Below are 24,441 nucleotides of genomic sequence, written 5' to 3'. Positions count from 1 at the left end.
GGTTTTTTAGTGTAACAGAAAGTTCATATTCTAGCACAGGATATGATAAACTAATGGAAAATAATCTACACGGTAGAAAGGAATTATTACATGCGCACAGTAACATTGATTGCAACGGCTGCTATGGGTTTAGAATCGATTGTAGCCAATGAGGTAAGAGAATTAGGATATGAAGCAAAAGTGGAAAATGGAAAAGTACTATTTGATGCACCAATCTCGGCAATTCCACGATGCAATTTATGGCTTCGTACTGCAGATCGAGTCAGACTACTTATAGGTACGTTCCATGCTACGTCCTTTGATGAGTTATTTGAAGGGGTGAAGGAGTTACGATGGGAGGAATATATACCAGAGGATGGCCAAGTTCCAGTAATTGGTAAATCTGTTCATTCCAAATTATATAGTGTACCAGATTGCCAAGCAATTACAAAAAAAGCAATTGTAGAAAGGCTGAAATTAAAACATGGAATTGTATCGAAATTGCCAGAAACAGGACCTGTATATAAGGTAGAAATTGCGTTATTAAAGGATATGGCGACATTGACCATTGATACATCCGGAACAGGCTTACATAAACGAGGATACCGGGTAGGTCAAGGAGAAGCGCCATTAAAAGAAACGCTAGCCGCAGCCTTGGTGAAATTGACGAATTGGAAACCGGATGAGCCGTTAATTGATCCATTTTGCGGTTCGGGAACAATTCCTATTGAAGCGGCACTAATTGGACAGAATATCGCACCAGGATTTAATCGGGAATTCGTTAGTGAGGATTGGGGTCTCATTAGAAGTAAATATTGGGATCAGGCCTTTGAAGAAGTAGAGGATTTGGCAAATTACGATCAAGCATTAACAATCGTGGGTTCAGATATTGACCATAAAATGGTAGAAATATCAAAACAAAATGCAATTGAAGCGGGTTTAGGCGACTTAGTTTCATGGAAACAAATGCAAGTTCGTGATCTGACCATAAAAGATGCTAACGGCTATCTAATTGGTAACCCTCCTTATGGGCAAAGATTAGGTGACAAAGAAATTGCGGCAGCGTTAGCGAAAGACCTTGGTTCAATTATGAAGAATCACCACAGTTGGAGTGTTTATATTTTGACAGCATTTGAACAATTTGAAAAAGAATATGGTCAGAAAGCTACAAAAAAGCGAAAATTATTTAATGGTTTTATACGTACAGATTATTATCAGTACTTCGGAAAAAAAGAGAAAGGGGAATTATAATGGGGGAAATAACACATGTCATAGAAAAATTTAAAAAATATTTGGGTAACATAAGTGCTTATCAAGAAGCACTTATGTTAATTCATTGGGATATGCGTACAAAAATCCCGCAAAAAGGAGTAGAACAAAGGTCAGAAGTAGCTGGATTATTAGGTGAAAAAATACATAAATTAGAAACTTCTGATGAAATGAAGTATTATATTGATGCTGTAAAAGAAAGCTCTACTGACCCTCTCTTATTGAAAATAGCGGAAGTTTGTGAAGAAAATTATGAGCGAAACCGAAAAATTCCTACAGAGGAATATCGATTATTTATAATGGCGCAAACAAAGTCAGAAGCGGTTTGGCAAGAAGCTAGGGAGAAAGCGGACTTCCGTTTATTTCAACCCGATTTAGAAAAATTAATGGACTTTAATCGTAAATTCGCTACGTATTGGGGGTATGAAGATAACATCTACGATGCTCTTTTACATAATTTTGAACCAGGTGTAACAACCAAAATGCTAGACGAGGTATTTCCACGTCTTCGCAAATCGCTACTTAACCTATTAACGAAAATTACAAACAGCTCAAATCAGCCGAACCCAGCATTGCTACAAAACCATTTTCCAAAGAAAGACCAGGAAGCTTTTACAAAGAAAATCTTAGAACAAATGGGCTATGATTTTCAGGCTGGACGTCTAGATGAAACGATTCATCCTTTTGCTATTGCATTGAATAAAAATGACGTTCGAATAACGACTCGGTATGATGAGCAGGACTTTCGAATGGCTGTTTTTGGTACGATTCATGAAGGCGGACATGGGCTATACGAGCAAAATATAGATGATCGTTTGATGAGAACTCCTTTGGCTACTGGAACTTCTATGGGAATACATGAATCACAATCATTATTTTGGGAAAACTTTATAGCAAGGAGTCAATCATTTTGGGAAACAAATTATGATCTTTTTTTACAGTACGCACCAAAAGCTTTTCAACAGGTAGATCGGGATCAATTCTACCATGCTATTAATGAAGTAAAACCATCGTTTATTCGAATTGAAGCAGACGAATTAACGTACTCTCTTCATATTATGATTCGCTATGAATTAGAAAAGTTACTGATAAACAATGACATTCAAGTTAAAGACTTACCTGCTCTATGGAATGAAAAAATGAAAGACTATCTAGGAATTGTACCTCCTTCTGATAAAGAAGGAGTTCTACAGGATATTCATTGGGCTGGTGGAGATTTTGGGTATTTTCCAAGCTATGCGTTGGGCTATATGTATGCTGCACAAATTTATCAAACGATGAATCAACAGTTAGATATTGAATCAATTGTAAAGTCGGCTGATTTTACAAAGATAAAACAGTGGTTAGGAACATCGATTCATCAATATGGTAAGGTGAAAAATCCATTAGAGATCATACATGACGTTACCAAAGAACCATTGAATCCCGATCACTTAATTTGTTACCTACAAGAAAAGTATGCAACCATCTATCAATTTTAGGGATGTGATGTTTACTTGGTAAGGAGGACTAAATGACGTATATTTGTTCAGCAGGTGTCGGTATTCCTAAATATCATATGGAACAAGCAGAAGTGAAACAGATTGTTCAAAAAATCTTTAACCAATCAAAACGTCATGTTTCACGCTTATTACCTGTTTTTGACAATGCGCAGGTTGATGAACGTCAGTTTGTCGTACCTCCAAATTGGTTTTTAGAAGAACATTCCTTTAAAGAAAGAAATGAGTTGTTTATTAAATTGGCCAAATCATATATCATCGAGGCGATGGATGATTGTTTAGATAATTCAGCCTTTCTAACAGAATCTGTTGCCTATGAAGATATTGATATGATTATTTTTGTATCTAGTACTGGAATTGCTACGCCGTCCTTAGATGTACATGTCATGAATGAACGACCTTTCAGACAAGATGTAAAGCGGATGCCTTTATGGGGGCTTGGTTGTGCTGGTGGAGCCATAGGATTAGCTAGAGTACATGATTGGTTAACTGCAAATCCGGATAAGTCTGCATTAATAATTTGCTGTGAACTATGTAGTCTAACCTTCCAAAAAGGGGATATTAAAAAGAGCAATATTATAGGAAGCGCTTTGTTTGGAGACGGGATTAGTGCTGTATTAGCAGTTGGCGAAAAATCAACACTGATTCAAAACAAAAAAGGACCAATTCCACGCCTTTTACATTCTCACTCCTATACAAAGAAAAACAGTATATCAGTCATGGGCTGGGATATTACAGATAGTGGCTTTGAGGTGATTTTTTCCAAAAGTATCCCCGCTTTAGTGGAAACGTTCTGGCGGGAACATCTGGAGAAATTCTTTAGAGAATATCATCTGAGTCCCGAGAACATTGATCATTTCATTGCACATCCAGGTGGAAAAAAAGTGATCGATGCTATGGGCAATGTACTTCAGGTTGATTTAAACAAATTCAAACATTCGATTGGTATTCTACGAAGACATGGGAATATGTCTTCTGGTACCGTTCTTTATGTGTTAAGAGAGTGGATGCAAGAACCTATTCAGGAAAATACGAAAAGTATTATCTCTGCACTGGGACCTGGATTTAGTTCGGAATTACTATTAATGGAGTGGATAACATAATGCCGATTTATATGTGGCTCATTCTTAGTTGTATAGTACTTCAACGCATCATTGAATTAAGAATTGCCAGAAGTAATGAAAAATGGATGAAAGAGCATGGTGGAGTAGAAAAAGGGAGGGACCATTACAAATGGTTTCTAATCGTTCACACATTGTTTTTCGTTTTTTTAATAGCGGAGGCATTATGGAGAAATAATCAGCCGTTCCAATTTAGTTATTCTTTATTTGTATTATTTATCATCACTCAATGTATTCGAATTTGGTGTATTACTACTTTAGGAAAATTCTGGAATACGAAGATTATTATTTCTCCTCAATTTTCGATTGTAAATGAAGGACCCTATAAGTTTGTGAAGCATCCAAACTATATTATCGTTGGGGTTGAATTATTTGTCATTCCCTTGTTATTTCATGCTTATTTTACAGCGATGCTATTTCCACTGTTGCACATCTTTTTGCTATTTGTCCGTATTCCAATAGAAGAAAAAGCATTGAAAGAAACGAAGATATAAAAACGGAGCTGATCTTAGCTCCGTTTACTTTTGCTCATTTGAATGCATTCGTTTTGCAATATACATAAATGGTGTATCAATTACTGCAACTGCAAATTTGATAACATACGTTGTAATTACGATTTCCAACCACACGCTTGTTGGATATTCTCCATAAAAAGCGATTGTACAAAAGACCATTGTATCAACAAGTTGACTTATCATTGTACTTCCGCTGTTTCTTATCCAAAGTTGTCGATCACTTGGAAATAAACTTCTTAATTTATCATAAATCCAAACATCAAAATACTGACTGATCATATACGCGGCCAGACTGCCAAGAACGACCCGAGGGATGATACCAAAAAGTGTAGCAAGTGCCTCATGAGCAATATCGTCGGCGCCAGGCTGGAAGGCTAGAGCAATTTGCATCATAACTGTCATTGATAACAATGTAGCGAAACCAAGCCAGACTGCCTTTTTGGCCTCTTGTTTGCCATGTTTCTCGTTGATGATATCGGTAGCTAAATACGCAGTACCATATAATATATTACCTAAGGTTGCTGTTAATCCAATAAGTTCTACAGTTTTTAATACTTGGATATTAGCAATGATGGTCGCCATACCGATCCATACGTAAAGACCAGTTCGTCCAAATAATCGATAGAAGATAAGAAGTAATGAGAAATTTACAATTGCAAATAATAACCAAATCAGTTCGTTTGGCATCGAATTCCTCCTTAGTTTTGGTAACGCGGGAGTTCTCGAACCGCGAAAAACACAAATGTTATTATACTTAGGCTGGATGAAAAAAGCAAGAACTTATAGAAGGATATCAAAAAAAGCGGTAATCTGGCAAAACAGATTACCGCTTTATATAATTTTGTTTCTAGTTATTTTTTAACAACATTAGCTGCTTGTGGTCCACGTTCACCTTCAACGATATCAAAAGAAACTTCTTGGCCTTCTTCAAGGGTTTTAAAGCCTTCTTCTTGAATTGCTGAATAGTGTACAAATACGTCGTTTCCTTCTTCTTGCTGAATGAAACCGTATCCTTTTTCAGCGTTAAACCATTTTACTACTCCATTTTCCATGAATTAATCCTCCTAAAAACCTTCACGTTTCTTTTTTGAAAACGTGGTAATACAAAGCAGATAACAGAACATAAAAATAGGCAGTTCCTATAGAAGAGTAGGATCACTAGTGCATCCACTTCTATAGAAGCCGCCTGAGTCATTAATGAATCCGTACATCTTCTTTGCTTGTGTCTAATATAGCTCATTTCACTTTTAGAGTCAAGAATATACGCTGTGGTAATTCGACATTTTTAATAATTCAAGCTATTAATTTAATTCATGAAAAGGTATAATAATAGCTGTTGAATGATCATCCATCTGAAACTTTTTGAAATAGGAAAGGAGCAGCATCATGAAGAAAGACATTCAAATTGCACAAGAGGCAATAGTAGAACCTATACATAAGATTGCAGAGAAATTGAAACTAAGCTCCGATGATTGGGAGCCTTATGGACGTAATAAGGCAAAGCTATCCGATCAACTATTAACCAAACTAGAAAATAAGAAGAACGGGAAAATTATTCTAGTCACTTCTATAAATCCAACTCCTGCTGGAGAAGGGAAGTCTACGGTCACTGTTGGACTTGGACAAGCATTTAATAAACTAGGGAAAAATGCAATTGTCGCTTTACGGGAACCATCTTTAGGACCAGTGATGGGCCTTAAAGGCGGAGCAACAGGTGGAGGCTATGCTCAAGTATTGCCGATGGAAGATATTAATCTTCATTTTACAGGAGACATTCATGCGATAACATCAGCTAATAATGCATTATCCGCTATTATCGATAACCATATTCATCAAGGCAACGAATTAAATATAGATACTAGACGGGTGGAGTGGAAGCGTGTTATCGATATGAATGATCGGTCCTTAAGAGAAATTGTAATTGGCCTCGGCGGTACAAAACAAGGCATACCAAGGGAAGATGGATTTGCGATATCTGTAGCTTCAGAGATCATGGCCATTTTATGTCTTGCTACTAATATTGATGACTTAAAAGCGAGATTGGCTAAAATTGTAATAGGATATACATATAGCGGTAGACCTGTAACGGCCAAGCATCTTCAAGCAGAAGGAGCACTGACATTGCTTTTAAGAGACGCGATGAAGCCAAATCTGGTACAAACAATTGAAAATACACCTGCAATTATTCATGGGGGACCATTTGCTAATATTGCCCACGGTTGCAATAGCATTATTGCTACAAAAACCGCGGCAAAACTAGGGGATTATGTAGTTACTGAAGCTGGTTTTGGCGCAGATCTAGGTGCTGAGAAGTATTTTAATATTAAATCACGGATTGGCACTATCGACACGGCTGCCGTCGTCGTTGTAGTTACCATTCGTGCTTTAAAAATGCATGGCGGAGTACAAAAAGGTCATCTTGATACGGAAAACTTAGCTGGATTAGCGGACGGTATGGCAAACTTAGAAAAACATATAAATACCATTAAAGCTTTTCAAGTTCCTTATATTGTAACCATTAATCAATTTCCAACCGATACGATAAAAGAAACGGAATTTGTTCAACTATGGTGCGAAGAAAGAGATATTGATGTTGCCGTAACTACTGTACATGCAGATGGGGGAGAAGGCGGGGTACAATTAGCCGATAAATTAATAGCAAAAGTGGAAGGTTCAACGAAATCCTATCAGCCATTATACGATCTAGACGACCCTCTGGAACAAAAGATGAAAATAATCGCTCAGACAGTGTATGGTGCTAAAGATATTGAGCTGACAAAAACGGCACGTGAGCAAGCTGCATTCTTTACAGAACAAGGGTGGGGGAACCTTCCAATTTGTATGGCTAAAACACAGTATTCTTTGTCAGATGACCCAACATTATTAGGTCGTCCAAATGGTTTTACAATAACCATTCGTGAATTACGTGCATCTATCGGTGCTGGTTTTATCATCGCTTTGACTGGGGATGTCTTAACCATGCCTGGATTACCAAGTTCACCAGCGGCATTAGAAATGGATGTTACGTCAGATGGAAAGGCGGTTGGTTTATTCTAATGGAAGAATTAAGTCAATTAATTGAAATCCAGAAATTAATTCGTAATTTATTCAGCGATGATTACACTGGCCATGATTTTTTTCATATGGAGAGGGTAGCAACAACTGCGGGTGAGATTGCTAAAATAGAAGATGCAGACTTGTTTATCTGTGAAGCAGCTGCATGGTTGCATGACGTTGGCGATGCGAAACTATTTACAGATCCAGAGGAAACCATTAAAGAATTAGATCTATTTTTACAACGTATTGCTATGAACGAATATCAAATTAACAAAGTGAAAGAAGCTATTCAAGACGTGTCATTTAGTAAGGGTGGCAATCCCACAACGCTCGAAGGTAAAATTGTGCAAGACGCTGATCGGTTAGATGCTATTGGAGCTATTGGAATAGCACGAGCATTTGCCTATGGTGGAGCAAATCGGAATTATATTAATCATGATACAAATAAAAATAATACAATACAGCATTTTTATGATAAACTTTTGAAAATCAAAGAGCTGTTGCATACGGAGGCAGCTAAGAAAATCGCTGATGAACGTCATCGGTTTATGGAGGTCTATCTCCTACAATTTGAAAAAGAATGGTCAAAGACAAAGAGTTGCTAATGTAGCAACTCTTTTCAGTTACTAATCGTATCATAAAGAACACTATTGCTGCATTACTCGTTTTGCACCAATGTAACGTTCTTCCCAATAAGGATTAGTTAATTTGCTTATTTCCACACCTCTTGATTCACCAGCGTGAATAAACTTTCCATCTCCGACATAAATTCCCATGTGAGATGGTCCAGGTTTATAGGTCTCAAAAAAAACGAAATCCCCGATAGAAGGATCAGAAATAGGGGAGGAAAAATTCCAAATTTCATTAACGGTACGAGGAATTTGGATCCCTTGTTCTGTAAACACATGTTGAATAAAACCGCTGCAATCGAAACCTCCTGGATCTTCTCCTCCCCATTTATAGGGAGTTCCAAGCTGCGCTCGAGCCTCTTCTACAATTGATGCTGCATTATTGCCTTGTACAGTAACTTTTTTCACTTCATTTGATTCAACGTCCTTATTAGGTTGTTTTTTTACAGAAGCCGGGGAGGTATCCTTAGCTTTAGCTTTTACTTGTTCTGACTTCGTTTGTTCGGTTGGAGCAGGAGAAACTGCTTGTTGATGGTCATCAATTAATTCCATGTGATGCTCTTCTTCGGCAATTTCTAATGCTTTTTTGGTTAATGGTCCATAAATACCATCTAGTTCTCCCTCATAATAACCAAAATATTGCAGTGCTTTTTGGACAATTTTCACTTTAGCATTATACATACCGGGTTCTATTTCATCAGAAAAGTTTTCTAATTGCTCTTTATATGCCTTTTTCTCATCTTTTACCATGGTACGTAATGTATCATTGTTTACTTTTCCATTAATGGTTAAATTATGTTCAGCTTGAAAATTTTTAATTGCCTGTTCGGTTAAGACCCCAAACCTTCCATCTATTTCTTTGTCAAAATAGGATAGCGTATGTAATTTTTGCTGCATATGCCTAACAGCTTCTCCATGTTTTCCAAATTCAAGCTGATCCGACTCAAACAATAGCTTATTTTGCAGTTCAGGATGTGCATCGACATAGTTAACCAATGGTTGACTTAGCACATAACCATAAAGCAATGAACGCTTTGCCATATGTTCGACAGTCTGATTCATCAAGCTATCCCCTTTCTTTTTCTGACTCTTTATCAGGTTTATGTCGGATTTAGGTGTTTATGAGTTACGATTATGTTACAAATTTAGAGCCAAGCTATGGATTGTGGTACAATAAATAGAATGGAAGAAGAAATCTGGAGGGATACATATGGTTACTGGAGAAAAGGCTTATTTAAACCTTTGTAATCAAATTTTAAACAATGGTGTGAACAAACATGATCGGACGAATACGGGAACTTATTCCATTTTTGGTCATCAAATGCGCTTTAATTTGGAAGATGGTTTCCCATTACTTACAACGAAAAAAGTCCCTTTTCGATTAATTGCGAGTGAACTGCTTTGGTTTATAAAAGGCGATACAAATATTCGTTATCTGCTACAACATAATAATAATATTTGGAACGAATGGGCATTCGAAAACTGGGTGAAGAGCAATGAATACACAGGACCAGATATGACGGATTTTGGGCATCGCTCGCAGATAGACGAAGAATTTAATGAACAATACCAGCAACAAATGGAACGATTTAAAGAAAAAATTCTGAGTGACGATACTTTTGCTGACAAGTTTGGCACACTTGGGGATGTTTATGGAAAACAATGGCGACAATGGAAGACTTCTCAAAATAATACGATTGATCAATTAAAGAATGTCATTGATTCGATCAGAAACAAACCAGATTCTAGAAGGCATATTGTATCTGCTTGGAATCCTGAAGATGTTCCAACAATGGCCTTACCACCTTGTCATACATTATTCCAATTTTACGTTGCTGATGGTAAACTTTCATGTCAATTATATCAACGTAGTGCAGATGTGTTTTTAGGCGTTCCGTTTAATATAGCAAGCTACGCATTGTTAACGTTACTGATTGCACATGAATGTAACTTGAAACCTGGGGAGTTCATTCACACTCTTGGGGATGCACATATTTATTCCAACCATGTCAATCAAATAAAGACGCAGCTTTCTAGAGAAATAAGAGAAATGCCTCAATTACAAATAAACAAATCAAAGTCCTCTATTTTTGATTTTGAGCTTTCTGATTTTGAAATAATCGGTTATTATCCGCATCCTTCCATTAAAGCGCCTATTGCTGTTTAATTAAGAGAGGAGTGTAGCAATTGATTTCTTTATTACTAGCGATGGATAAAAATCATGTAATTGGATCAAACAATGATCTTCCGTGGCGTTTGCCAAAAGACTTACGATTTTTCAAAGAAAAAACAACGGGTCAAACCATTATTATGGGAAGAAAAACATTTGATTCAATGAACGGACCTTTACCTAACCGAAGAAATGTCATACTTACAAAAAGTGAACTACCTACTTCAGATAATCTAGAAGTTATCAAAGACATTCATACCATCTATGAATGGAATGAGGAACATCCGGATATCGAATATTTTGTGATTGGTGGCGGGAACATATTTGAGCAAGTCATACATCATGCAGATCGAATGTATATTACATGGATCGATCATCGTTTTCAAGGAGATACTTACTTCCCAAGTTTTTCAACGGAAGATTGGATACTATCTTCAAAAGTAAAAGGAGAAAGAAATGAGACCAATCCCTATGAATACTATTTCCTTCAATATGATAGAAAGTAATTACTTCATGAATAAGGGGAAATAAATGGAACAGGCTATAGAAAGAGGCTTGTTTCTAGAAAAGGAAACATGTTACACTATAAGCGCTTCATTAATAATTGGATGTTCTATGAATTTTAAATGAAATAAATTTATGTTTTGGTAAAAGTTGCTTATAATAAAATTATTAATTCAAAGAAGGTGCTACCATGTTATCTAGTATTGGTTTTCCAGGATTGATATTAATTTTAATCATTGCCTTAGTGATATTTGGTCCTAAGAAATTACCGGAAATCGGAAAAGCTGCTGGACAAACATTAAAGGAATTTAAAACGTCTGCTAATGAACTAACGAGTGATGTTAAAGATGAGATTAACGAAACAAAAGATATGATTACGGATGAAAAAAGCAGTAAATAATCATAGGGAGTGAAGGGGAATGTTTTCAAGTATAGGTGTTCCTGGATTAATCCTAATTCTAATTATTGCACTAGTTGTCTTTGGACCTTCGAAACTTCCGGAAATCGGAAAAGCATTTGGGAGTTCGTTAAAAGAATTTAAAAATGCTACAAAAGGTATCGTATCGGATGAAGATTCTTCTGACAAAACAGAAAAGAAATCGTCTAATAAAAACTGATAAGCGAAGGTGTAAGGTACAACCCTTGCATCTTCTTTTGTGTTAAAGCTGTTATAAGATGTTAACAGAATGTACATGCTTTGGTAGTAGGAGAGTGACAGAATGACTGACAAATCTTTTGAAGATAAGGAAATGAATCTAACGGACCACCTATCTGAATTAAGGAATCGAATTATTATTACGGCGGTTTTCTTTATCGTTTTTTTTATTGTTGGGTTTATTTATTCGAAAGAGATTTATGCTTTTTTTCAACATGACATTGGGATGAAGCTGACTGTAATTAGTCCGGGTGAAATCATCTGGATTTATTTCACGCTTGCTGGGATTGTAGCTATTGCATGTACAATTCCGATTTTTGCATTACAAGTATGGTTATTTGTAAAACCAGGATTAACAAATACAGAGAGAAAAGCAACATTGGCATATATACCTGCTGTATTTATATTATTTATTGGTGGGCTTGTGTTTGGTTATTATATGTTCATTGAACTAATTCTACCTTTTTTATTATCGTTAAATGATGGTATGTTTAATGAAATGTTTACCGTGGACAGATATTTCAAATTCTTAATACGTGTAACGTTGCCATTTGCTGTATTATTTGAAATTCCAATCATTGCCATGTTTTTAACAGCCATTGGCATCTTAACTCCTGATTACATGCGGAAAACTCGAAAATATGCCTATCTTATCCTAGTCATAATTGGTACGATTGTGACACCACCAGATTTTATACTTCAACTCGTTGTAGCAATACCTTTAATTCTACTTTACGAAATAAGTATCTATCTGGCTGCTATTGTTTATCGAAAGAAACAGCGTAAGCATAAGGAGTTTATGGAAAGTGATACCTTTGATTAATCGGGAGGAGAAGAGGATTGCGATCATTTTATCATTTTTTAATGACTTATCGTGGAAGTAAACAAGTAGATGATGCAAGTCGCTTAGCAGAATGGGCTTTTGCAGATCATTATTTTCCAAAGCAATCAAAAGATTATGACGAGCTTAGTAATTACTTAGAGTGGAATAGTCCATTTCCAACCGCCTTAATGGTGTTTGATGATCTTTGGGATACATATACAATGCACGAAGATTAAAAGACGCTTCTGAGAGTATCTCTGGCGTCTTTTTTATATAAAAAGAACCATTTGTATGGTGACTTGAATACAAAAGGATATCTGATTTATAGCTATTCCAGCAAATGATTTGTTAAACTATGTGTTATAGGAGGAAAACGATGAAATTCATACACACTGCCGACTGGCATTTAGGAAAAATAGTTAACAATATTCATATGACCGAAGAGCAAGCTTATGTATTAGAACAATTTCTTGATATTGTTCGAAGGGAGGAACCAGATGCTATTATTATTGCAGGTGATCTTTACGACCGAGCGATCCCTCCTAAAGAAGCAGTCGAACTATTAAACCGAATATTTACAACAATAATTACAGAACTCCACATCCCCATCTTAGCAATATCAGGTAATCATGATAGTCCCGATCGACTTGAATTTGGGAGTGATCTGTTTCGTAAACAGCATCTTTATTTAGAAGCTAAGTTTAAAGGGAATTCTTCGCCAGTAGTTCTTCATGATGCACATGGACCTGTTTATTTTCATTTAGTTCCTTATACGGAACCTGCTGAAGTACGTAGTGTATTTGAAGATGATTCTATTCAATCGCATCAGCAAGCCTTGGAAGCAATTATCGAAAAAATGAACAGAAAATACGACTTGAGTGAACGTCATATATTTATTGGACATGCCTTTTTAGCTGGGGGAATGGAGACAGAATCTGAAGAACGATTATCTATGATTGGAGGTACTTCATATGTTGATGCTAGGCTATTCGAGCCTTTTTCATATGTAGCAATGGGGCATTTGCATCAACCGCAGCGAATACATCGTAAGACGATAAGATATAGTGGCTCCATCTTAAAGTATTCTTTCTCTGAGTCTAATCAACAAAAATCAATAACCATCGTTGAATTAGATCAGGAAGGTGTCTGCCAAATTAATCGAATTCCTTTAATTCCTAAACATGATATGCGGATCGTAGAGGGCTATTTTCATGCGTTACTTGAAGATCCTTTAGAAAATAAGGAAGATTTCTTACATATTCAGTTGTTAGACGAAGGTCAAATTATTGATCCAATGAATAAATTAAGAAAAATTTACCCAAATATTTTACGGCTAGAACGAAAAGTACAAACTTCACGAAATAGTTTACTAGATCTACAAAAAATACGCGAGAAACAGTCTCGCTCTCATACCGAATTATTCGCTTCTTTCTATGAAGAAATTAAAGGAGTACCAATACCTGAAAGCAGTATGAAACATATCGATAAAGTGGTTGCAACAATCATAGATAAGGAGAGGAGGTCATAATATGCGAGCAATTTCACTAAGTTTTAAAGCATTTGGACCATACTTAGAGAAGCAGACGATCGATTTTAGACAGCTAGGGGACGAATCTATCTTTTTGATAACCGGTCCAACTGGTTCTGGAAAGACTACGATTTTCGATGCCATTTGTTATGCCCTATACGGAAAAGCAAGTGGTTCCGATAGGGATCAGGATACATTACGTAGTCATTTCGCTGGGATGTCGGATACAACGGAAGTAGAGTTTTGTTTTTCACTTAACGAACGCATGTACGTAGTACAAAGAAATCCCAAGCAAGTTAAACCAAAAGAACGTGGCGAGGGATTTACGGATGAACCTGCTAGAGCAGAACTATACGAGATGATTAACAACACAAAATCATTAATTACTTCTCGTATTAAAGACGTAAATGAAGCTATTGAAAATCGCCTCGGATTTGATTATGAACAATTTCGAAAGATGGTGCTCATCCCCCAAGGTGAATTTCGTAAGCTGATTTCAGAGAACAGTAAAGAGCGGGAAAACATCCTTCAAAAAATCTTTCATACTCATCTTTACGAGCAAATGACAGAACAACTCAAAGCAGATGCGAAAGATATGAAAGAAGAAATCGGTAAGCATGAACAGTTGATAGAATTTGAATTAAATAAAATAGAATGGACACATCATGCACCAGGGGAAGAAATCCATCGGTTTCGTGATCATCTGCTATATCTAGAAAATGAAATCAACCAAAACCTTAGAGTAATTGAACAACAAACCCAAAACAAAACGATCAAGCAAAAAGAGTTAATAGAGGCTCAAGAAAGATTGGATGCAGCAAAAAGATTGGAAGAAAAGTTTATTGAGTTAGAAAAACGTAAACAGGAAAAAGAAGAATTAAACCAACGTGTGGAAGCAATAGAAACAAACAAAGAAATACTTTCTGAGGCAAAGACAGCACAACATATTATCCCTTTTGAGGAACAAAAACAGGCTAGAGAGGCAGAATGGAACAAACAGAAGGAAGAATTGAAGAAACAACAGGAGAGAATCAATCATATTCAAGCTGAGTTTGAACAAGTAAAATCGAAATATAATCAAGAAAAACAAAATGAAACGCAACGAGAGACGCTAAAGGAAGAGGTTAATCAGACAAAAAAATATCGTGATCAAGTTACGCATTTAATTCAGTTGAAGCAGGAAGCCTCTCAAATGAAGCAAGAACGAATGAACAAAGAGAAAAAACTCGCTTCTTATAATGATCAACTAAAACAAATATCAACAAACATCGACCGTGCAGAAGTATCCCTAAAGGAAGATGAAAACATCACGGAAGCCTATTATAAAAAGAAAGCAGAAACGGAAAGTATAGCAGATCACTTGTTTAAATTAGAAAAGCTTCAAATCGAGTATGAAAAATTAGTGAATTTAAGACAAGAATACCAAAAATTGAAAGATATTTATCGGTCAAAGCACAATCAATTAACGGCAATTAGAAATAAATTAGAGAAAATGGAACAAGAACAGCATGAGCATTATGCATCCATACTGGTCCATCAGCTAAAACCAGGTCAACCATGTCCTGTTTGTGGTTCTGAAGCACATCCGCATAAGGTAGAAACTGTATGGGCGAAGGAAGATCCAACTACTGAAATAGATCAATTAAAACAGGAAGTAAAAAGAAAGGAAGCAGATTTCCAACAAGAACAACAACGCTTTATTGCTTGTCAATCAAATGGCAAATATCAGAAAGAGCTTGTAGATAAACTGTATGAAGAGATAAAAGAATGGATCCCAACATTAAACATACAACAATTAAAACAAGCGTATCTAGAACAGACGGAACTTCATAAAACACAATCAAAAGAACTTGCTGTCATAGAGAATAAATTATTGAAGAATAAGCAATTAAAAGAAAAAAGGGATCAGTTAAAACGGCAATATGAAGAATTCAAACAAACGTTTGATCAAATTTCTTCAACCGTGCAACAGACGGTTGAAAAGGATGTGAAGCTATCAACAAGTATTGATGAGTTATCCAAGCTTTTACCTTCAACCATGAGCGACCCAGAATCGGTTGAAAAAGAATTACAGAATAAAGAAGCGATTCTTTCTCAATTAATGGAGACATGGTTACAAGTAGAGCAGCATTACCAAAAGGTATCTGAGCAATTACAACGAGAGAATACAATTATGGAACAGCGGATTCAATTTGAAAAAAACACAAAAGAAAATTTCGATTATTATCACCGCCAATTCCTAACAACGATCGAAGATAATGGGTTCGTATCTATAGAAGCTTATCATAAAGCGAAACGTGCACCCGATGAAATAAAAGAATTAGAAAACGAGATAACTACTTTTGAAAACCAAGTGATGCAACTAAATTATCGTATCGATGAATTAAACAATGAAATTAAAGGAAAAGACCGTCCTAATTCTACGTATCTAGAGAATGTGGTTTCAACCTTACAAGAGGAAATTCAAGCGTTAAATGACCATATATATGCGCTTCACATGAAAAGAAAAAATGATTTAGCAATAAAAGAGCAGCTTGATGAACATTTACAAGCGAAAGAAGCATTAGAAAAGGAATACTACACTATCGGTGAATTGGCAGAATTAGCAAATGGAAATAATCAATTAAAGCTTTCTTTTGAAAGGTACGTACTTGCATCCTTTTTAGATGAGATCTTGCTACAATCCAATTTACGTTTAGATCGTATGACAAATCATCGATATCAGCTAATTCGGAGTGGCCAAGTTGCTAAACGTGGAGCTCAAAGTGGATTAGACCTTGAGGTACTAGACCACCATACAGGACAGCAGCGATCTGTTAGGACATTATCAGGTGGGGAAGGTTTTAAAGCCGCACTCAGCTTAGCATTAGGATTAGCAGATGTTGTTCAAGCACATACAGGCGGGGTGAAACTTGATACGCTGTTTATTGATGAAGGCTTTGGAACACTCGATGAGGTATCCTTACAACAAGCGATTGATTGTCTGAAAGATTTGCAAGATAGTAATCGGTTGTTAGGGATCATTTCCCACGTCCCACAATTAAAAAATGAAATACATGCAAAACTTCAGATTACACCAACGCCGCAAGGATCGAAATTAGGCTTTCGTTTTGACACACTTTAGCAATTTTTTGCCATTACATTGTTTGAATTTAAGGGATTCTGTTGGTTCTTGCGGTTGCCCGGGAAATAATCAATTTATTTTCATATATGCCTACACTTTTTGGATGGGTTTACGTACACTATTTACAGATGATTTGTTATAAGAAGGGGGTAAATCGGGATGGTATTTCCACCAAATCAACAAGGGCAATTCCCATTTGATACGCCGCCTCAGGGGAACCCGGGTAACTTCATGCGTCCATTTGGTAATCAATCATTTTCTAATACACCATTTCCTAATCGGCCATTTTCAGGGATGATACCACAACAACCTCAGACTAGAGGAGGTAATTTACGAAATCTTTTAAGCTTTCTACAGCCTCAATCTGGTTCCGGAACTGGATTTCTGAGCAAAGGAGTGGGTGGTCTCTCTGGAACATTAGATAATGTTCAACAAGTGATTAAAGTAGTTCAAAACGCAGCTCCTATTGTACAGGAATATGGACCAATGGTAAAAAACCTGCCAGCAATGTATCGTATGATGAAGGCCTTTAATTCAATGGAGAGTACGAATGATGAACAAAAAGATGAAATAGAGGAAAGTCTAGATGCAAAGGAAGAAGAAAGCAGCTCGGAATGGATAGAGTCATCAGATAGTGAACCTTCTGATATCGCAGAACAAAAAAAAGGGCAATCCGTACCGAAACTGTTTATTTAACTTTTAAGACGCCTAGCTTGATTTTTTCTTCTATAAAGGGAAAAATAGAAGAAAATGCTCAGGAGGGATGTATAGCATGAGTGAAACAACAAAAGAATTCGCAACTTTCGCTGGAGGTTGTTTCTGGTGTATGGTTGAACCTTTTGATGAACGACCAGGTATTATTCGGGTGACTTCGGGATATACAGGAGGAACAGTAGAAAATCCAACTTATCAACAAGTCTGCTCGAATACTACCGGCCACGTGGAAGCAGTACAAATTGAATTTGATCCAACCATCATGCCATATAAGAAGCTGGTAGAAACGTTTTGGCAGCAAATCGATCCAACTGATCCGCATGGTCAATTTAATGACAGAGGAGAGTCCTACCAAACAGCGATCTTCTATCATAATCCGCAACAGAAACAAATTGCGGAACAATCAAAGCAAGACTTAGAGAATAGCGGTAAATTTTCCAAGCCAATTGTTACTGAAATTCTTCCTGCAAAGCCTTTTTATCCAGCGGAGGAAGAACATCAAGATTACTACAAAAAACAGTCCTTCCACTACCGCTTATATAAAAAGGGATCTGGAAGGGAAGATTTTATTAATCAGAATTGGAAGAACGCAAAAGATAACACAGATTTAAAACAAAAATTATCGCCAATCCAATATCAAGTAACACAAGAAAATGGTACGGAGCGACCTTTTTATAATGAATACTGGGATAATGAGCAAGAAGGTATTTATGTAGATATCGTCTCTGGAGAACCGCTGTTTTCATCCAAAGATAAGTATGACGCCGGCTGTGGTTGGCCAAGCTTTACAAAACCAATTGATAAGTATCAATTAAAAGAAAACACAGATACTTCCCATGGGATGGTTCGTACAGAAGTAAGAAGTAAGGATGCAGACTCTCATTTAGGACATGTATTTGATGATGGCCCTAAAGATGAGGGAGGACTCCGTTATTGTATGAATTCCGCTGCTATGCGATTTATCCCAAAAGATAAATTAAAGGATGCAGGCTATGGCGAGTATCAACGATTATTTGGCGGAAACAAGTAAACGATAATCATATTATGTAAACTATAGAGGAGAAGTGAAATGATTCATTTAGACTGGGAAAATAGAGAAACCATCAAACAATTAAAATGTGTACATGCTGATGCAAAGAAATTCGTAGTAAATAATAAATTGACACCAGGTAAAATTTACGACGTAAAAAATGAAACAGAAGAATTTTACTTTATTATTGACAATAGTGATCGAATCGGTGGATTTCATAAAGACTATTTTGAAGTAGTATAAAAATTACTTGTTGAATGGAAATACCAGGGGATAAACTACCCTGGTTTTTTTATGCATCGTACTATTTCTTTACTAAAAATGGTATACTAAACATGTATTAGTCAATTCGTATTATTCTGTTTTAAGAATGGAGGTTGGGTAATGGATTATTCCGTGCAAGTACAGAAACAAATCTATTTCGTAAGGCATTGTCATGCTCATGGTCAACATCGAGACTCTCCTTTAACAACAAATGGCTTAAAACAGGCAGAACAATTAGCGTATTATTTCAGCAAATTGGACAAACGAATTGATTGTATTATCTCTAGTCCTTATTTAAGGGCAATCGACAGTATTAAACCGTTTGCGATGAAGCAAGATCTATCTATACATATTGATGAGCGACTTCAAGAACGTATGTTGAGTGTGCAGCCAATTGATGACTGGTTAGAGGTGTTGGAGCATTCTTTTCAAGAACCTGATTTTGCTTTACCTGGTGGGGAATCATCAAATGATGCATTTAAAAGAGCGTATCCAATACTAGATGAAATAGTGCAGCAAAATGATTACCAAAATATTATTATCGTCAGTCATGGGAACTTAATTGCGTTATTACTAAATCATTTTGATCATACGTTTGGTTTTGAACAATGGAAGACGATGCGAAATCCAGATATTTACGCATTACAGTTTTGCGAGGAATTGGAATCGCCTCAACACATAATTTGGCAAGATCTTTATAAATAAAGACTTGCCAATAAAATTCCTCGTGTCTTTTGATAAATAATTGGATACTGTTCAAAAGGTAGAGGATTTACTCCCAACCCTAATTCCAATGTAAAACCAGGTCTTTGGAATTCTTGAATAAACCAATCTTTATAACCAGCAAAGCTATCGAGATAACGAACCGGTTGATAACCACTAACCTGCGCATATTCATTAACTATTTTTTGGGAAATGGCTGGTTCAAATCCCTCGAAACCCCAGTATATTTCTTCTCCTTGCGTATGTAGAGCAAGAAGCCGCATAAAATGACGTTGCTTCGCTAAATTCGCCATCGCAATCGCTTCTGGCTCTGTTAATGCCATGTAGCCAGGGAAGTCTCTGGGCTGAGGTGAAGTTGGCTTTCTGTTCGCTTCCACATTCCAACATGCAGGGAATTGCTTATTCAAATCCACCCCTCGAATATTTGCTTTCCAATTAGAAAAATCATCCTGATTATGATTTATATCTAATACATTCGCTTCATATTTTGCTGCAGATGCAGAACCTTTTATAACAAGATTGACTCCGTCAGGATTAACCATAGGAACAATCGATAGGCGAGCTGCTTGATAAAGAGGTAATGTGGCAATGGCTTGCATTGGTAACTGATTCGTCAAGGATATGGCATATTCATTAATAAATTTTAGAATAACCGATGTCGTAATCCACTCTGTTCCATGAAAAGAACCATTTAAATGAACCTGTTTTGAACCATTTCCAATTTGTACCTCAATCAAATCTTTGCCCATTACGGATGAGCCAATGGATTGCAGCGTAATAAATGGATAGAGTTTTGCAATTTTATGTAGATCTTGTTGCATTTTTTCATAGGTGTAATCATTAAGGTCTGTTACGATTAGCTCTGTTACTTTTTTAGGAAGACATATGCTATGCCCAACAGTTAAACTGTTGTCAATGCTGGTTTGATTAAGTAAGGCAATCCGGTCGACAGGGATATTTCTGTTCGTAGCAATTGTTTGAAATGAATCATCGGATTGAATTATATAAGGAATGGATTGATACCCTGGTATATACACCGTCTCTTCAGCAAAAACTTGTGACCTTTGATTGGCATCTTCTATTAATGGTAACGGAATATCAAAAAGCTGACTATAATAGTGTAATGTGTCTCCTTGCCGTACAGTTATTTCCATTGTATTTCTCTCCCTATATTACGAATACTAAATTATATGGCTATTTTCATGAAAAATGTGTAGAATGATGGAATTAACAAGTGCTATTTCAGCAAAATGGCTTTTATTTTTCATTGTAAATGCGTTATAATTACAATTAAATTATTATATACACTTAACATAATTTAACAGAACGGTAAAAGGAGGAGAACCACTTGGCATTTATTATTACATCACCTTGTAAAGATGAAAAAGCAGGAGAATGCGTTGAAGTATGTCCTGTTGATTGTATAGAAGAAGGAAAAGATATGTTTTTCATTGACCCTGACATTTGTATCGATTGCGGGGCGTGTGAAGCTGTATGTCCGGTAGAAGCAATTTATATGGAAGATGAAGTACCAGAGGAAGAAAATGAATATATCGCTCTTAACCGTAAGTTCTTTGAAGAGCAATAAGAAGAGCAATAAATAGAAAGGATCGTTGGATCAACCAACGATCCTTTCTATTTAGCTTATTTTAAAGGAATTAAAATTCGTTGAACTTTCAAATTTGCTTTGATCTACCTCTTGAACCTTTATAGCTGGATTTAATCCTTTTGATAAGTCTTTTAAGAATTGATCTAATTGCTTATTCTCTCCTTGAGCTTCCAATTCAACCGTTCCATCCGGATTATTTCGAATCCAGCCAGTTATTCCTATTTCATCTGCTTTCTGCTTAGCAGAAAAACGGAAGCCAACTCCTTGAACTTTTCCACTTATCTTAGCATGTACGTTCATTGCATATCACCTCATTTAACACAATATCCGATTTATTTGAAAGGTAAACCTGATTTAATCGGTTAAAATAACGAGGAGTGTTTATACTACTAATAATAGTATAGTTAATAAAAGGAGTGGCCATCCATTGGATAAATCACAAATCCCTTCTGAATCAACCTCGTTTTGGAGAGATACGTTATCATTACCCAAATTCCGGCCTTTAGATACCTCCATTAAAACAGATGTCGGTATTGTTGGAGGGGGAATAGTTGGAATTACAGCAGCATACTTACTTTCGAAGCAAAATATTAAAGTAACTTTAATTGATGCAGATGAATTATTAAACGGAACAACTGGACATACAACAGCAAAAATCACCGCTCAACATGGTTTAATTTATGATGAATTGATTAGGCATATGGGCATTGAAAACGCCGGTCTTTATTTAAAGGCTGCCGATGAAGCTAAACAACTTATTGAAGAGATTATCAAAACACACCACATTGATTGTAATTATAAAAAAGAAGATGCATTTATTTATACCAACTCCGATAAATGGTTAGATAACTTAGAAAATGAGTATAACGCCTACAGGCAACTAAATATTAATAGTACTTTAAGTGAAACAATGCCTTTAGATATTCCAGTGAAATCTGTACTACAAATGAAGGATCAAGCACAATTCCATCCGTTAAAATATCTATTAACATTAATTGAAGAAAGTTGCAACCAGGATGCAGCCTATTACGAACACACAACTGCAATTGATATCGAATATAACAAATATCCTTCAATTGTAACCAAAGAGGCACATCGCATAACTTGCAAATATGTTATCTGTGCAACTCATTTTCCTTTCTATGACCGAGATAGTTATTATTTTGCAAGAATGTATGCCGAAAGAGCCTACGTTCTTGGAATCCAATCTCGAAAGCCTTATCCTGGTGGTATGTATATTAATGCGGAAACCCCAACCAGATCAATTCGGTCAACGAAGTGGGGAGGGTGTGACTTATGGTTAATTGGTGGAGAGAATCATAAAACCGGCCAAGGAAAATCCACATTGCATCATTACAAAGCACTTCAACAATTTGCTGAGCAAAATTTTGACATGAAATCTTGTGATTATCGATGGTCAGCACAAGATTTAACTACGCTGGATAAATTGCCGTATATTGGACCAATTAAAAAATCAGAAGATGCAGTTTTGGTTGCAACCGGTTTCCGTAAATGGGGAATGACAAATGGTACAGTCGCTGCTAAAATTATTTCTTCGCAAATTGTTGAACAACATAGTGACTATACAGCATTGTTTACACCAACACGATTCCAAGCCGATCCATCGATTCGAAAGTTCGCTCAAACAAATATGGATGTAGCGAAACACATGATTCAAGGAAAATTGGATAACACGGAAAATCAGCTTAATCAATTAGCGCCAGATCAAGCAACAGTCACTAGGATTAATGGTAATCGAACAGGTGTTTATAAAGATAAAGAAAATCAGCTTCATGTTGTTGATACGACCTGTACACATTTAGGTTGTGAAGTTGAATGGAATTCAGGTGAACGCAGTTGGGATTGCCCATGTCATGGTTCACGTTTTTCTTATACAGGTGAAGTTATCGAAGGACCAGCAAATAAATCATTAAAGCAAATTGATCCAGCTAAATTAAATAAATAGATCGCAAAAATCACTATATTGATCAAATCATATAGTGATTTTTTTTATTCCGTCTCACTATCAAGAGTATACTTTTATTTTGAGATAAAATTCACCTCTTTGCTTTAACTTCCTATAATATATATTATGTAAACTAGGAAATATAAAACAATCGGAACCATCCATTCACTTTATCCCATTCCCCTTTTCTATTATGATTCATTTAATGTGATGGCTGCTTTAATAATTGAAGTGAATTCCTCTGATTGAATGTCTTCGAGCTTTCGGATTTTAATACTCCTCATGGTTTTTCCTGTACCTTGTAACAAATGGTACTTGTCCTGAAGTTCATTTCCTTTATGAAAACCAAGATTAACATGTTCTTTTGCGGTTTGTATATAGCAAACCAATCCATTATACATATAATTTGGCATCGACCATTTCCATACTTCCACAAGTTTCGGTGAAGCTTCTAAAATCATTTTCCTTAACGTAATCGTAATCGTTTGAATATTATCTGGCAAATCATCTATTAACTGATCGACTTCCTTCATCGTTCTTTGCTTATCCATCATTAACTCCTTTTAACTCCGTCTTTTTGTAAAAGTTTGCATTGAAATATATTTAAATAACAAAAAAATTCGTACTGTTTTGTGTAAATTATCGAGATTTTTCCTGGAACGCAGCTAAGGTTGAGATTATGGAAAGATTAAGATGGACAATCTACACTCTCCCCTGCTTCATTTACCACTCCGTACAAGTTTAGATTAAGTCAACTATATTCCCAATAAGTCTTCCGATTCCCTTTATTAGCCAATAGATTAATCGTAAAGGGAAAAATAGCAGCTCAGGTATCCAGAACAGTACATCTAGTACGAAATCCCAAAAAGTATAATGATCATTATCTTTCTTCCTCTTTCTTGTTTTTCCTTTCTTTTTCTTCCACCATTCTTTCATTTATATACACCTCTAAATTGAATACGGATTTTTCATTACTATAATGTACCTTTGAATCGATTTGGTTTTTTGACATATCCTTCGATAATATAGCCGCATTCTGTGCAAACAATGTACTCAATTGCTGATCCTAAAACCTTTCCTTTCGGAGTAATATCGGAATATCCTCGTTGATGGCCAATCCCTATTTCTCTTTCACCACACTTAGGGCACTCTTTTATTTTTGTAAAATTCCCCATCGCTTCTCTTCCTCTCATCTGAATATATCATCGACCCAATTCAATGATTATAATACGTATATATATGTTATCGATGGCCTTTATAGA

28 protein-coding genes are annotated in these 24,441 nt (G+C 36.1%); 20 read left to right on the top strand and 8 right to left on the bottom strand.

Annotated elements, in window-relative coordinates; translation table 11 throughout:
• Positions 1 to 90: 90 nt before the first annotated feature.
• From JKP73_RS10790 to JKP73_RS10775, 4 genes are read left to right on the top strand one after another with little or no spacing between them, the layout of a single operon-like run.
• Complete coding sequence (locus JKP73_RS10790; RefSeq protein ID WP_021291305.1) at positions 91 to 1,230, top strand: THUMP domain-containing class I SAM-dependent RNA methyltransferase; 1,140 nt, start codon at positions 91 to 93, stop codon at positions 1,228 to 1,230.
• Complete coding sequence (locus JKP73_RS10785) at positions 1,230 to 2,729, top strand: carboxypeptidase M32 (RefSeq protein ID WP_188941996.1); 1,500 nt, start codon at positions 1,230 to 1,232, stop codon at positions 2,727 to 2,729. The genes JKP73_RS10790 and JKP73_RS10785 overlap by 1 nt, the downstream gene beginning before the upstream one ends.
• A gap of 32 nt (positions 2,730 to 2,761) precedes the next feature.
• Positions 2,762 to 3,850, top strand: coding sequence for a type III polyketide synthase (locus tag JKP73_RS10780; RefSeq protein ID WP_021291307.1), 1,089 nt, complete (start codon positions 2,762 to 2,764; stop codon positions 3,848 to 3,850).
• Positions 3,850 to 4,362, top strand: coding sequence for an isoprenylcysteine carboxyl methyltransferase family protein (locus JKP73_RS10775; RefSeq protein WP_021291308.1), 513 nt, complete (start codon positions 3,850 to 3,852; stop codon positions 4,360 to 4,362). The genes JKP73_RS10780 and JKP73_RS10775 overlap by 1 nt, the downstream gene beginning before the upstream one ends.
• A 24-nt stretch (positions 4,363 to 4,386) precedes the next feature.
• Here JKP73_RS10775 and JKP73_RS10770 read toward each other — a convergent pair whose 3' ends face one another.
• Positions 4,387 to 5,070, bottom strand: coding sequence for a queuosine precursor transporter (locus JKP73_RS10770; protein ID WP_021291309.1), 684 nt, complete (start codon positions 5,068 to 5,070; stop codon positions 4,387 to 4,389).
• A 164-nt stretch (positions 5,071 to 5,234) separates the two neighbouring features.
• The gene (locus JKP73_RS10765) at positions 5,235 to 5,435 is read right to left on the bottom strand and encodes a cold-shock protein (RefSeq protein WP_021291310.1); all 201 of its coding nucleotides are present in this window, start codon (positions 5,433 to 5,435) and stop codon (positions 5,235 to 5,237) included.
• 334 nt (positions 5,436 to 5,769) lie between these two features.
• On the opposite strand from JKP73_RS10765, the gene JKP73_RS10760 reads away from it, so the two are divergent.
• Positions 5,770 to 7,440 carry a formate--tetrahydrofolate ligase gene (locus tag JKP73_RS10760; protein ID WP_160807174.1) on the top strand — a complete coding sequence of 557 codons (1,671 nt, stop codon included), beginning with the start codon at positions 5,770 to 5,772 and terminating at the stop codon, positions 7,438 to 7,440.
• Positions 7,440 to 8,045 carry an HD domain-containing protein gene (locus tag JKP73_RS10755; RefSeq protein WP_021291312.1) on the top strand — a complete coding sequence of 202 codons (606 nt, stop codon included), beginning with the start codon at positions 7,440 to 7,442 and terminating at the stop codon, positions 8,043 to 8,045. Before JKP73_RS10760 ends, JKP73_RS10755 begins: the two co-directional genes overlap by 1 nt.
• A gap of 42 nt (positions 8,046 to 8,087) precedes the next feature.
• Here the strand turns inward: JKP73_RS10755 and JKP73_RS10750 are convergent, their stop codons facing one another.
• The gene (locus tag JKP73_RS10750; protein ID WP_234447103.1) at positions 8,088 to 9,131 is read right to left on the bottom strand and encodes a C40 family peptidase; all 1,044 of its coding nucleotides are present in this window, start codon (positions 9,129 to 9,131) and stop codon (positions 8,088 to 8,090) included.
• A gap of 148 nt (positions 9,132 to 9,279) precedes the next feature.
• On the opposite strand from JKP73_RS10750, the gene JKP73_RS10745 reads away from it, so the two are divergent.
• The 12 genes from JKP73_RS10745 (at position 9,280) to JKP73_RS10690 (ending at position 19,586) form a co-directional block, all read left to right on the top strand.
• Positions 9,280 to 10,236: a thymidylate synthase gene (locus tag JKP73_RS10745; RefSeq protein WP_160807177.1), complete on the top strand. Its 957-nt coding sequence runs from the start codon at positions 9,280 to 9,282 to the stop codon at positions 10,234 to 10,236.
• 20 nt (positions 10,237 to 10,256) lie between these two features.
• Entirely contained in the window at positions 10,257 to 10,745 is a 489-nt protein-coding gene (locus JKP73_RS10740; RefSeq protein ID WP_021291315.1) for a dihydrofolate reductase, read from the top strand.
• Positions 10,746 to 10,933: 188 nt separating this feature from the next.
• Positions 10,934 to 11,143, top strand: coding sequence for a twin-arginine translocase TatA/TatE family subunit (tatA, locus tag JKP73_RS10735; protein ID WP_021291316.1), 210 nt, complete (start codon positions 10,934 to 10,936; stop codon positions 11,141 to 11,143).
• Between the two features lie 19 nt (positions 11,144 to 11,162).
• A complete protein-coding gene (locus JKP73_RS10730) occupies positions 11,163 to 11,360 on the top strand; it encodes a twin-arginine translocase TatA/TatE family subunit (RefSeq protein WP_021291317.1) in 198 nt (65 codons plus the stop codon).
• A 102-nt stretch (positions 11,361 to 11,462) separates the two neighbouring features.
• A complete protein-coding gene (gene tatC, locus JKP73_RS10725; protein ID WP_021291318.1) occupies positions 11,463 to 12,221 on the top strand; it encodes a twin-arginine translocase subunit TatC in 759 nt (252 codons plus the stop codon).
• A gap of 17 nt (positions 12,222 to 12,238) precedes the next feature.
• Positions 12,239 to 12,457, top strand: a complete 219-nt coding sequence (locus JKP73_RS10720; protein ID WP_021291319.1) for a YozE family protein — start codon at positions 12,239 to 12,241, stop codon at positions 12,455 to 12,457.
• 140 nt (positions 12,458 to 12,597) lie between these two features.
• Positions 12,598 to 13,749 (top strand): exonuclease SbcCD subunit D, encoded by a 1,152-nt coding sequence (locus JKP73_RS10715; protein ID WP_200411213.1) that lies wholly within the window; start codon positions 12,598 to 12,600, stop codon positions 13,747 to 13,749.
• A gap of 1 nt (position 13,750) precedes the next feature.
• On the top strand, positions 13,751 to 16,873 hold the full coding sequence (locus tag JKP73_RS10710; protein WP_200411212.1) for an SbcC/MukB-like Walker B domain-containing protein: 3,123 nt from the start codon (positions 13,751 to 13,753) through the stop codon (positions 16,871 to 16,873).
• Positions 16,874 to 17,032: 159 nt separating this feature from the next.
• Positions 17,033 to 17,569, top strand: coding sequence for a VrrA/YqfQ family protein (gene vrrA, locus JKP73_RS10705; protein WP_188941982.1), 537 nt, complete (start codon positions 17,033 to 17,035; stop codon positions 17,567 to 17,569).
• A gap of 76 nt (positions 17,570 to 17,645) precedes the next feature.
• On the top strand, positions 17,646 to 18,617 hold the full coding sequence (gene msrB / locus JKP73_RS10700; protein ID WP_200411211.1) for a peptide-methionine (R)-S-oxide reductase MsrB: 972 nt from the start codon (positions 17,646 to 17,648) through the stop codon (positions 18,615 to 18,617).
• A 39-nt stretch (positions 18,618 to 18,656) separates the two neighbouring features.
• On the top strand, positions 18,657 to 18,860 hold the full coding sequence (locus tag JKP73_RS10695) for a DUF6501 family protein (protein WP_021291324.1): 204 nt from the start codon (positions 18,657 to 18,659) through the stop codon (positions 18,858 to 18,860).
• 141 nt (positions 18,861 to 19,001) lie between these two features.
• On the top strand, positions 19,002 to 19,586 hold the full coding sequence (locus JKP73_RS10690) for a histidine phosphatase family protein (RefSeq protein ID WP_021291325.1): 585 nt from the start codon (positions 19,002 to 19,004) through the stop codon (positions 19,584 to 19,586).
• Here the strand turns inward: JKP73_RS10690 and JKP73_RS10685 are convergent.
• Positions 19,577 to 20,758, bottom strand: coding sequence for a M14 family metallopeptidase (locus JKP73_RS10685; RefSeq protein WP_038243997.1), 1,182 nt, complete (start codon positions 20,756 to 20,758; stop codon positions 19,577 to 19,579). The two genes, JKP73_RS10690 and JKP73_RS10685, sit on opposite strands and share 10 nt — an antisense overlap.
• A gap of 194 nt (positions 20,759 to 20,952) precedes the next feature.
• On the opposite strand from JKP73_RS10685, the gene JKP73_RS10680 reads away from it, so the two are divergent.
• Positions 20,953 to 21,192, top strand: a complete 240-nt coding sequence (locus JKP73_RS10680) for a ferredoxin family protein (RefSeq protein WP_021291327.1) — start codon at positions 20,953 to 20,955, stop codon at positions 21,190 to 21,192.
• 51 nt (positions 21,193 to 21,243) lie between these two features.
• Here JKP73_RS10680 and JKP73_RS10675 read toward each other — a convergent pair whose 3' ends face one another.
• On the bottom strand, positions 21,244 to 21,513 hold the full coding sequence (locus JKP73_RS10675) for an acylphosphatase (protein WP_021291328.1): 270 nt from the start codon (positions 21,511 to 21,513) through the stop codon (positions 21,244 to 21,246).
• 127 nt (positions 21,514 to 21,640) lie between these two features.
• Between JKP73_RS10675 and JKP73_RS10670 the strand changes: the two genes are divergently transcribed.
• A complete protein-coding gene (locus JKP73_RS10670) occupies positions 21,641 to 23,179 on the top strand; it encodes an FAD-dependent oxidoreductase (RefSeq protein ID WP_200411210.1) in 1,539 nt (512 codons plus the stop codon).
• Positions 23,180 to 23,370: 191 nt separating this feature from the next.
• Here the strand turns inward: JKP73_RS10670 and JKP73_RS10665 are convergent, their stop codons facing one another.
• The 3 genes from JKP73_RS10665 to JKP73_RS10655 form a co-directional block, all read right to left on the bottom strand.
• The gene (locus tag JKP73_RS10665; RefSeq protein WP_234447102.1) at positions 23,371 to 23,733 is read right to left on the bottom strand and encodes a DUF1801 domain-containing protein; all 363 of its coding nucleotides are present in this window, start codon (positions 23,731 to 23,733) and stop codon (positions 23,371 to 23,373) included.
• A 187-nt stretch (positions 23,734 to 23,920) separates the two neighbouring features.
• On the bottom strand, positions 23,921 to 24,115 hold the full coding sequence (locus JKP73_RS10660; protein WP_021291331.1) for a hypothetical protein: 195 nt from the start codon (positions 24,113 to 24,115) through the stop codon (positions 23,921 to 23,923).
• A 38-nt stretch (positions 24,116 to 24,153) separates the two neighbouring features.
• Positions 24,154 to 24,372 (bottom strand): Lar family restriction alleviation protein, encoded by a 219-nt coding sequence (locus JKP73_RS10655; RefSeq protein WP_234447101.1) that lies wholly within the window; start codon positions 24,370 to 24,372, stop codon positions 24,154 to 24,156.
• Positions 24,373 to 24,441: the final 69 nt, after the last annotated feature.

It is taken from the genome of Virgibacillus salexigens (assembly GCF_014905415.1).
Taxonomy (GTDB): domain Bacteria; phylum Bacillota; class Bacilli; order Bacillales; family Amphibacillaceae; genus Virgibacillus; species Virgibacillus salexigens.
This window is presented reverse-complemented; position numbering and strand designations above follow the sequence as displayed.

What these genes read in the sequence shown, in the direction of transcription:
- JKP73_RS10755 (WP_021291312.1), top strand. Translation starts at nt 7,440, where the DNA reads ATGGAAGAATTAAGTCAATTAATTGAAATCCAGAAATTAATTCGTAAT.
- JKP73_RS10715 (WP_200411213.1), top strand. Translation starts at nt 12,598, where the DNA reads ATGAAATTCATACACACTGCCGACTGGCATTTAGGAAAAATAGTTAAC.
- JKP73_RS10685 (WP_038243997.1), bottom strand. Translation starts at nt 20,758, where the DNA reads ATGGAAATAACTGTACGGCAAGGAGACACATTACACTATTATAGTCAG.
- vrrA (WP_188941982.1), top strand. Translation starts at nt 17,033, where the DNA reads ATGGTATTTCCACCAAATCAACAAGGGCAATTCCCATTTGATACGCCG.
- JKP73_RS10695 (WP_021291324.1), top strand. Translation starts at nt 18,657, where the DNA reads ATGATTCATTTAGACTGGGAAAATAGAGAAACCATCAAACAATTAAAA.
- JKP73_RS10665 (WP_234447102.1), bottom strand. Translation starts at nt 23,733, where the DNA reads ATGATGGATAAGCAAAGAACGATGAAGGAAGTCGATCAGTTAATAGAT.
- JKP73_RS10730 (WP_021291317.1), top strand. Translation starts at nt 11,163, where the DNA reads ATGTTTTCAAGTATAGGTGTTCCTGGATTAATCCTAATTCTAATTATT.
- JKP73_RS10790 (WP_021291305.1), top strand. Translation starts at nt 91, where the DNA reads ATGCGCACAGTAACATTGATTGCAACGGCTGCTATGGGTTTAGAATCG.
- JKP73_RS10660 (WP_021291331.1), bottom strand. Translation starts at nt 24,115, where the DNA reads ATGAAAGAATGGTGGAAGAAAAAGAAAGGAAAAACAAGAAAGAGGAAG.
- tatA (WP_021291316.1), top strand. Translation starts at nt 10,934, where the DNA reads ATGTTATCTAGTATTGGTTTTCCAGGATTGATATTAATTTTAATCATT.
- JKP73_RS10655 (WP_234447101.1), bottom strand. Translation starts at nt 24,372, where the DNA reads ATGAGAGGAAGAGAAGCGATGGGGAATTTTACAAAAATAAAAGAGTGC.
- JKP73_RS10780 (WP_021291307.1), top strand. Translation starts at nt 2,762, where the DNA reads ATGACGTATATTTGTTCAGCAGGTGTCGGTATTCCTAAATATCATATG.
- JKP73_RS10690 (WP_021291325.1), top strand. Translation starts at nt 19,002, where the DNA reads ATGGATTATTCCGTGCAAGTACAGAAACAAATCTATTTCGTAAGGCAT.
- JKP73_RS10760 (WP_160807174.1), top strand. Translation starts at nt 5,770, where the DNA reads ATGAAGAAAGACATTCAAATTGCACAAGAGGCAATAGTAGAACCTATA.
- JKP73_RS10785 (WP_188941996.1), top strand. Translation starts at nt 1,230, where the DNA reads ATGGGGGAAATAACACATGTCATAGAAAAATTTAAAAAATATTTGGGT.
- JKP73_RS10770 (WP_021291309.1), bottom strand. Translation starts at nt 5,070, where the DNA reads ATGCCAAACGAACTGATTTGGTTATTATTTGCAATTGTAAATTTCTCA.
- JKP73_RS10750 (WP_234447103.1), bottom strand. Translation starts at nt 9,131, where the DNA reads ATGAATCAGACTGTCGAACATATGGCAAAGCGTTCATTGCTTTATGGT.
- tatC (WP_021291318.1), top strand. Translation starts at nt 11,463, where the DNA reads ATGACTGACAAATCTTTTGAAGATAAGGAAATGAATCTAACGGACCAC.
- JKP73_RS10745 (WP_160807177.1), top strand. Translation starts at nt 9,280, where the DNA reads ATGGTTACTGGAGAAAAGGCTTATTTAAACCTTTGTAATCAAATTTTA.
- msrB (WP_200411211.1), top strand. Translation starts at nt 17,646, where the DNA reads ATGAGTGAAACAACAAAAGAATTCGCAACTTTCGCTGGAGGTTGTTTC.
- JKP73_RS10775 (WP_021291308.1), top strand. Translation starts at nt 3,850, where the DNA reads ATGCCGATTTATATGTGGCTCATTCTTAGTTGTATAGTACTTCAACGC.
- JKP73_RS10675 (WP_021291328.1), bottom strand. Translation starts at nt 21,513, where the DNA reads ATGAACGTACATGCTAAGATAAGTGGAAAAGTTCAAGGAGTTGGCTTC.
- JKP73_RS10765 (WP_021291310.1), bottom strand. Translation starts at nt 5,435, where the DNA reads ATGGAAAATGGAGTAGTAAAATGGTTTAACGCTGAAAAAGGATACGGT.
- JKP73_RS10710 (WP_200411212.1), top strand. Translation starts at nt 13,751, where the DNA reads ATGCGAGCAATTTCACTAAGTTTTAAAGCATTTGGACCATACTTAGAG.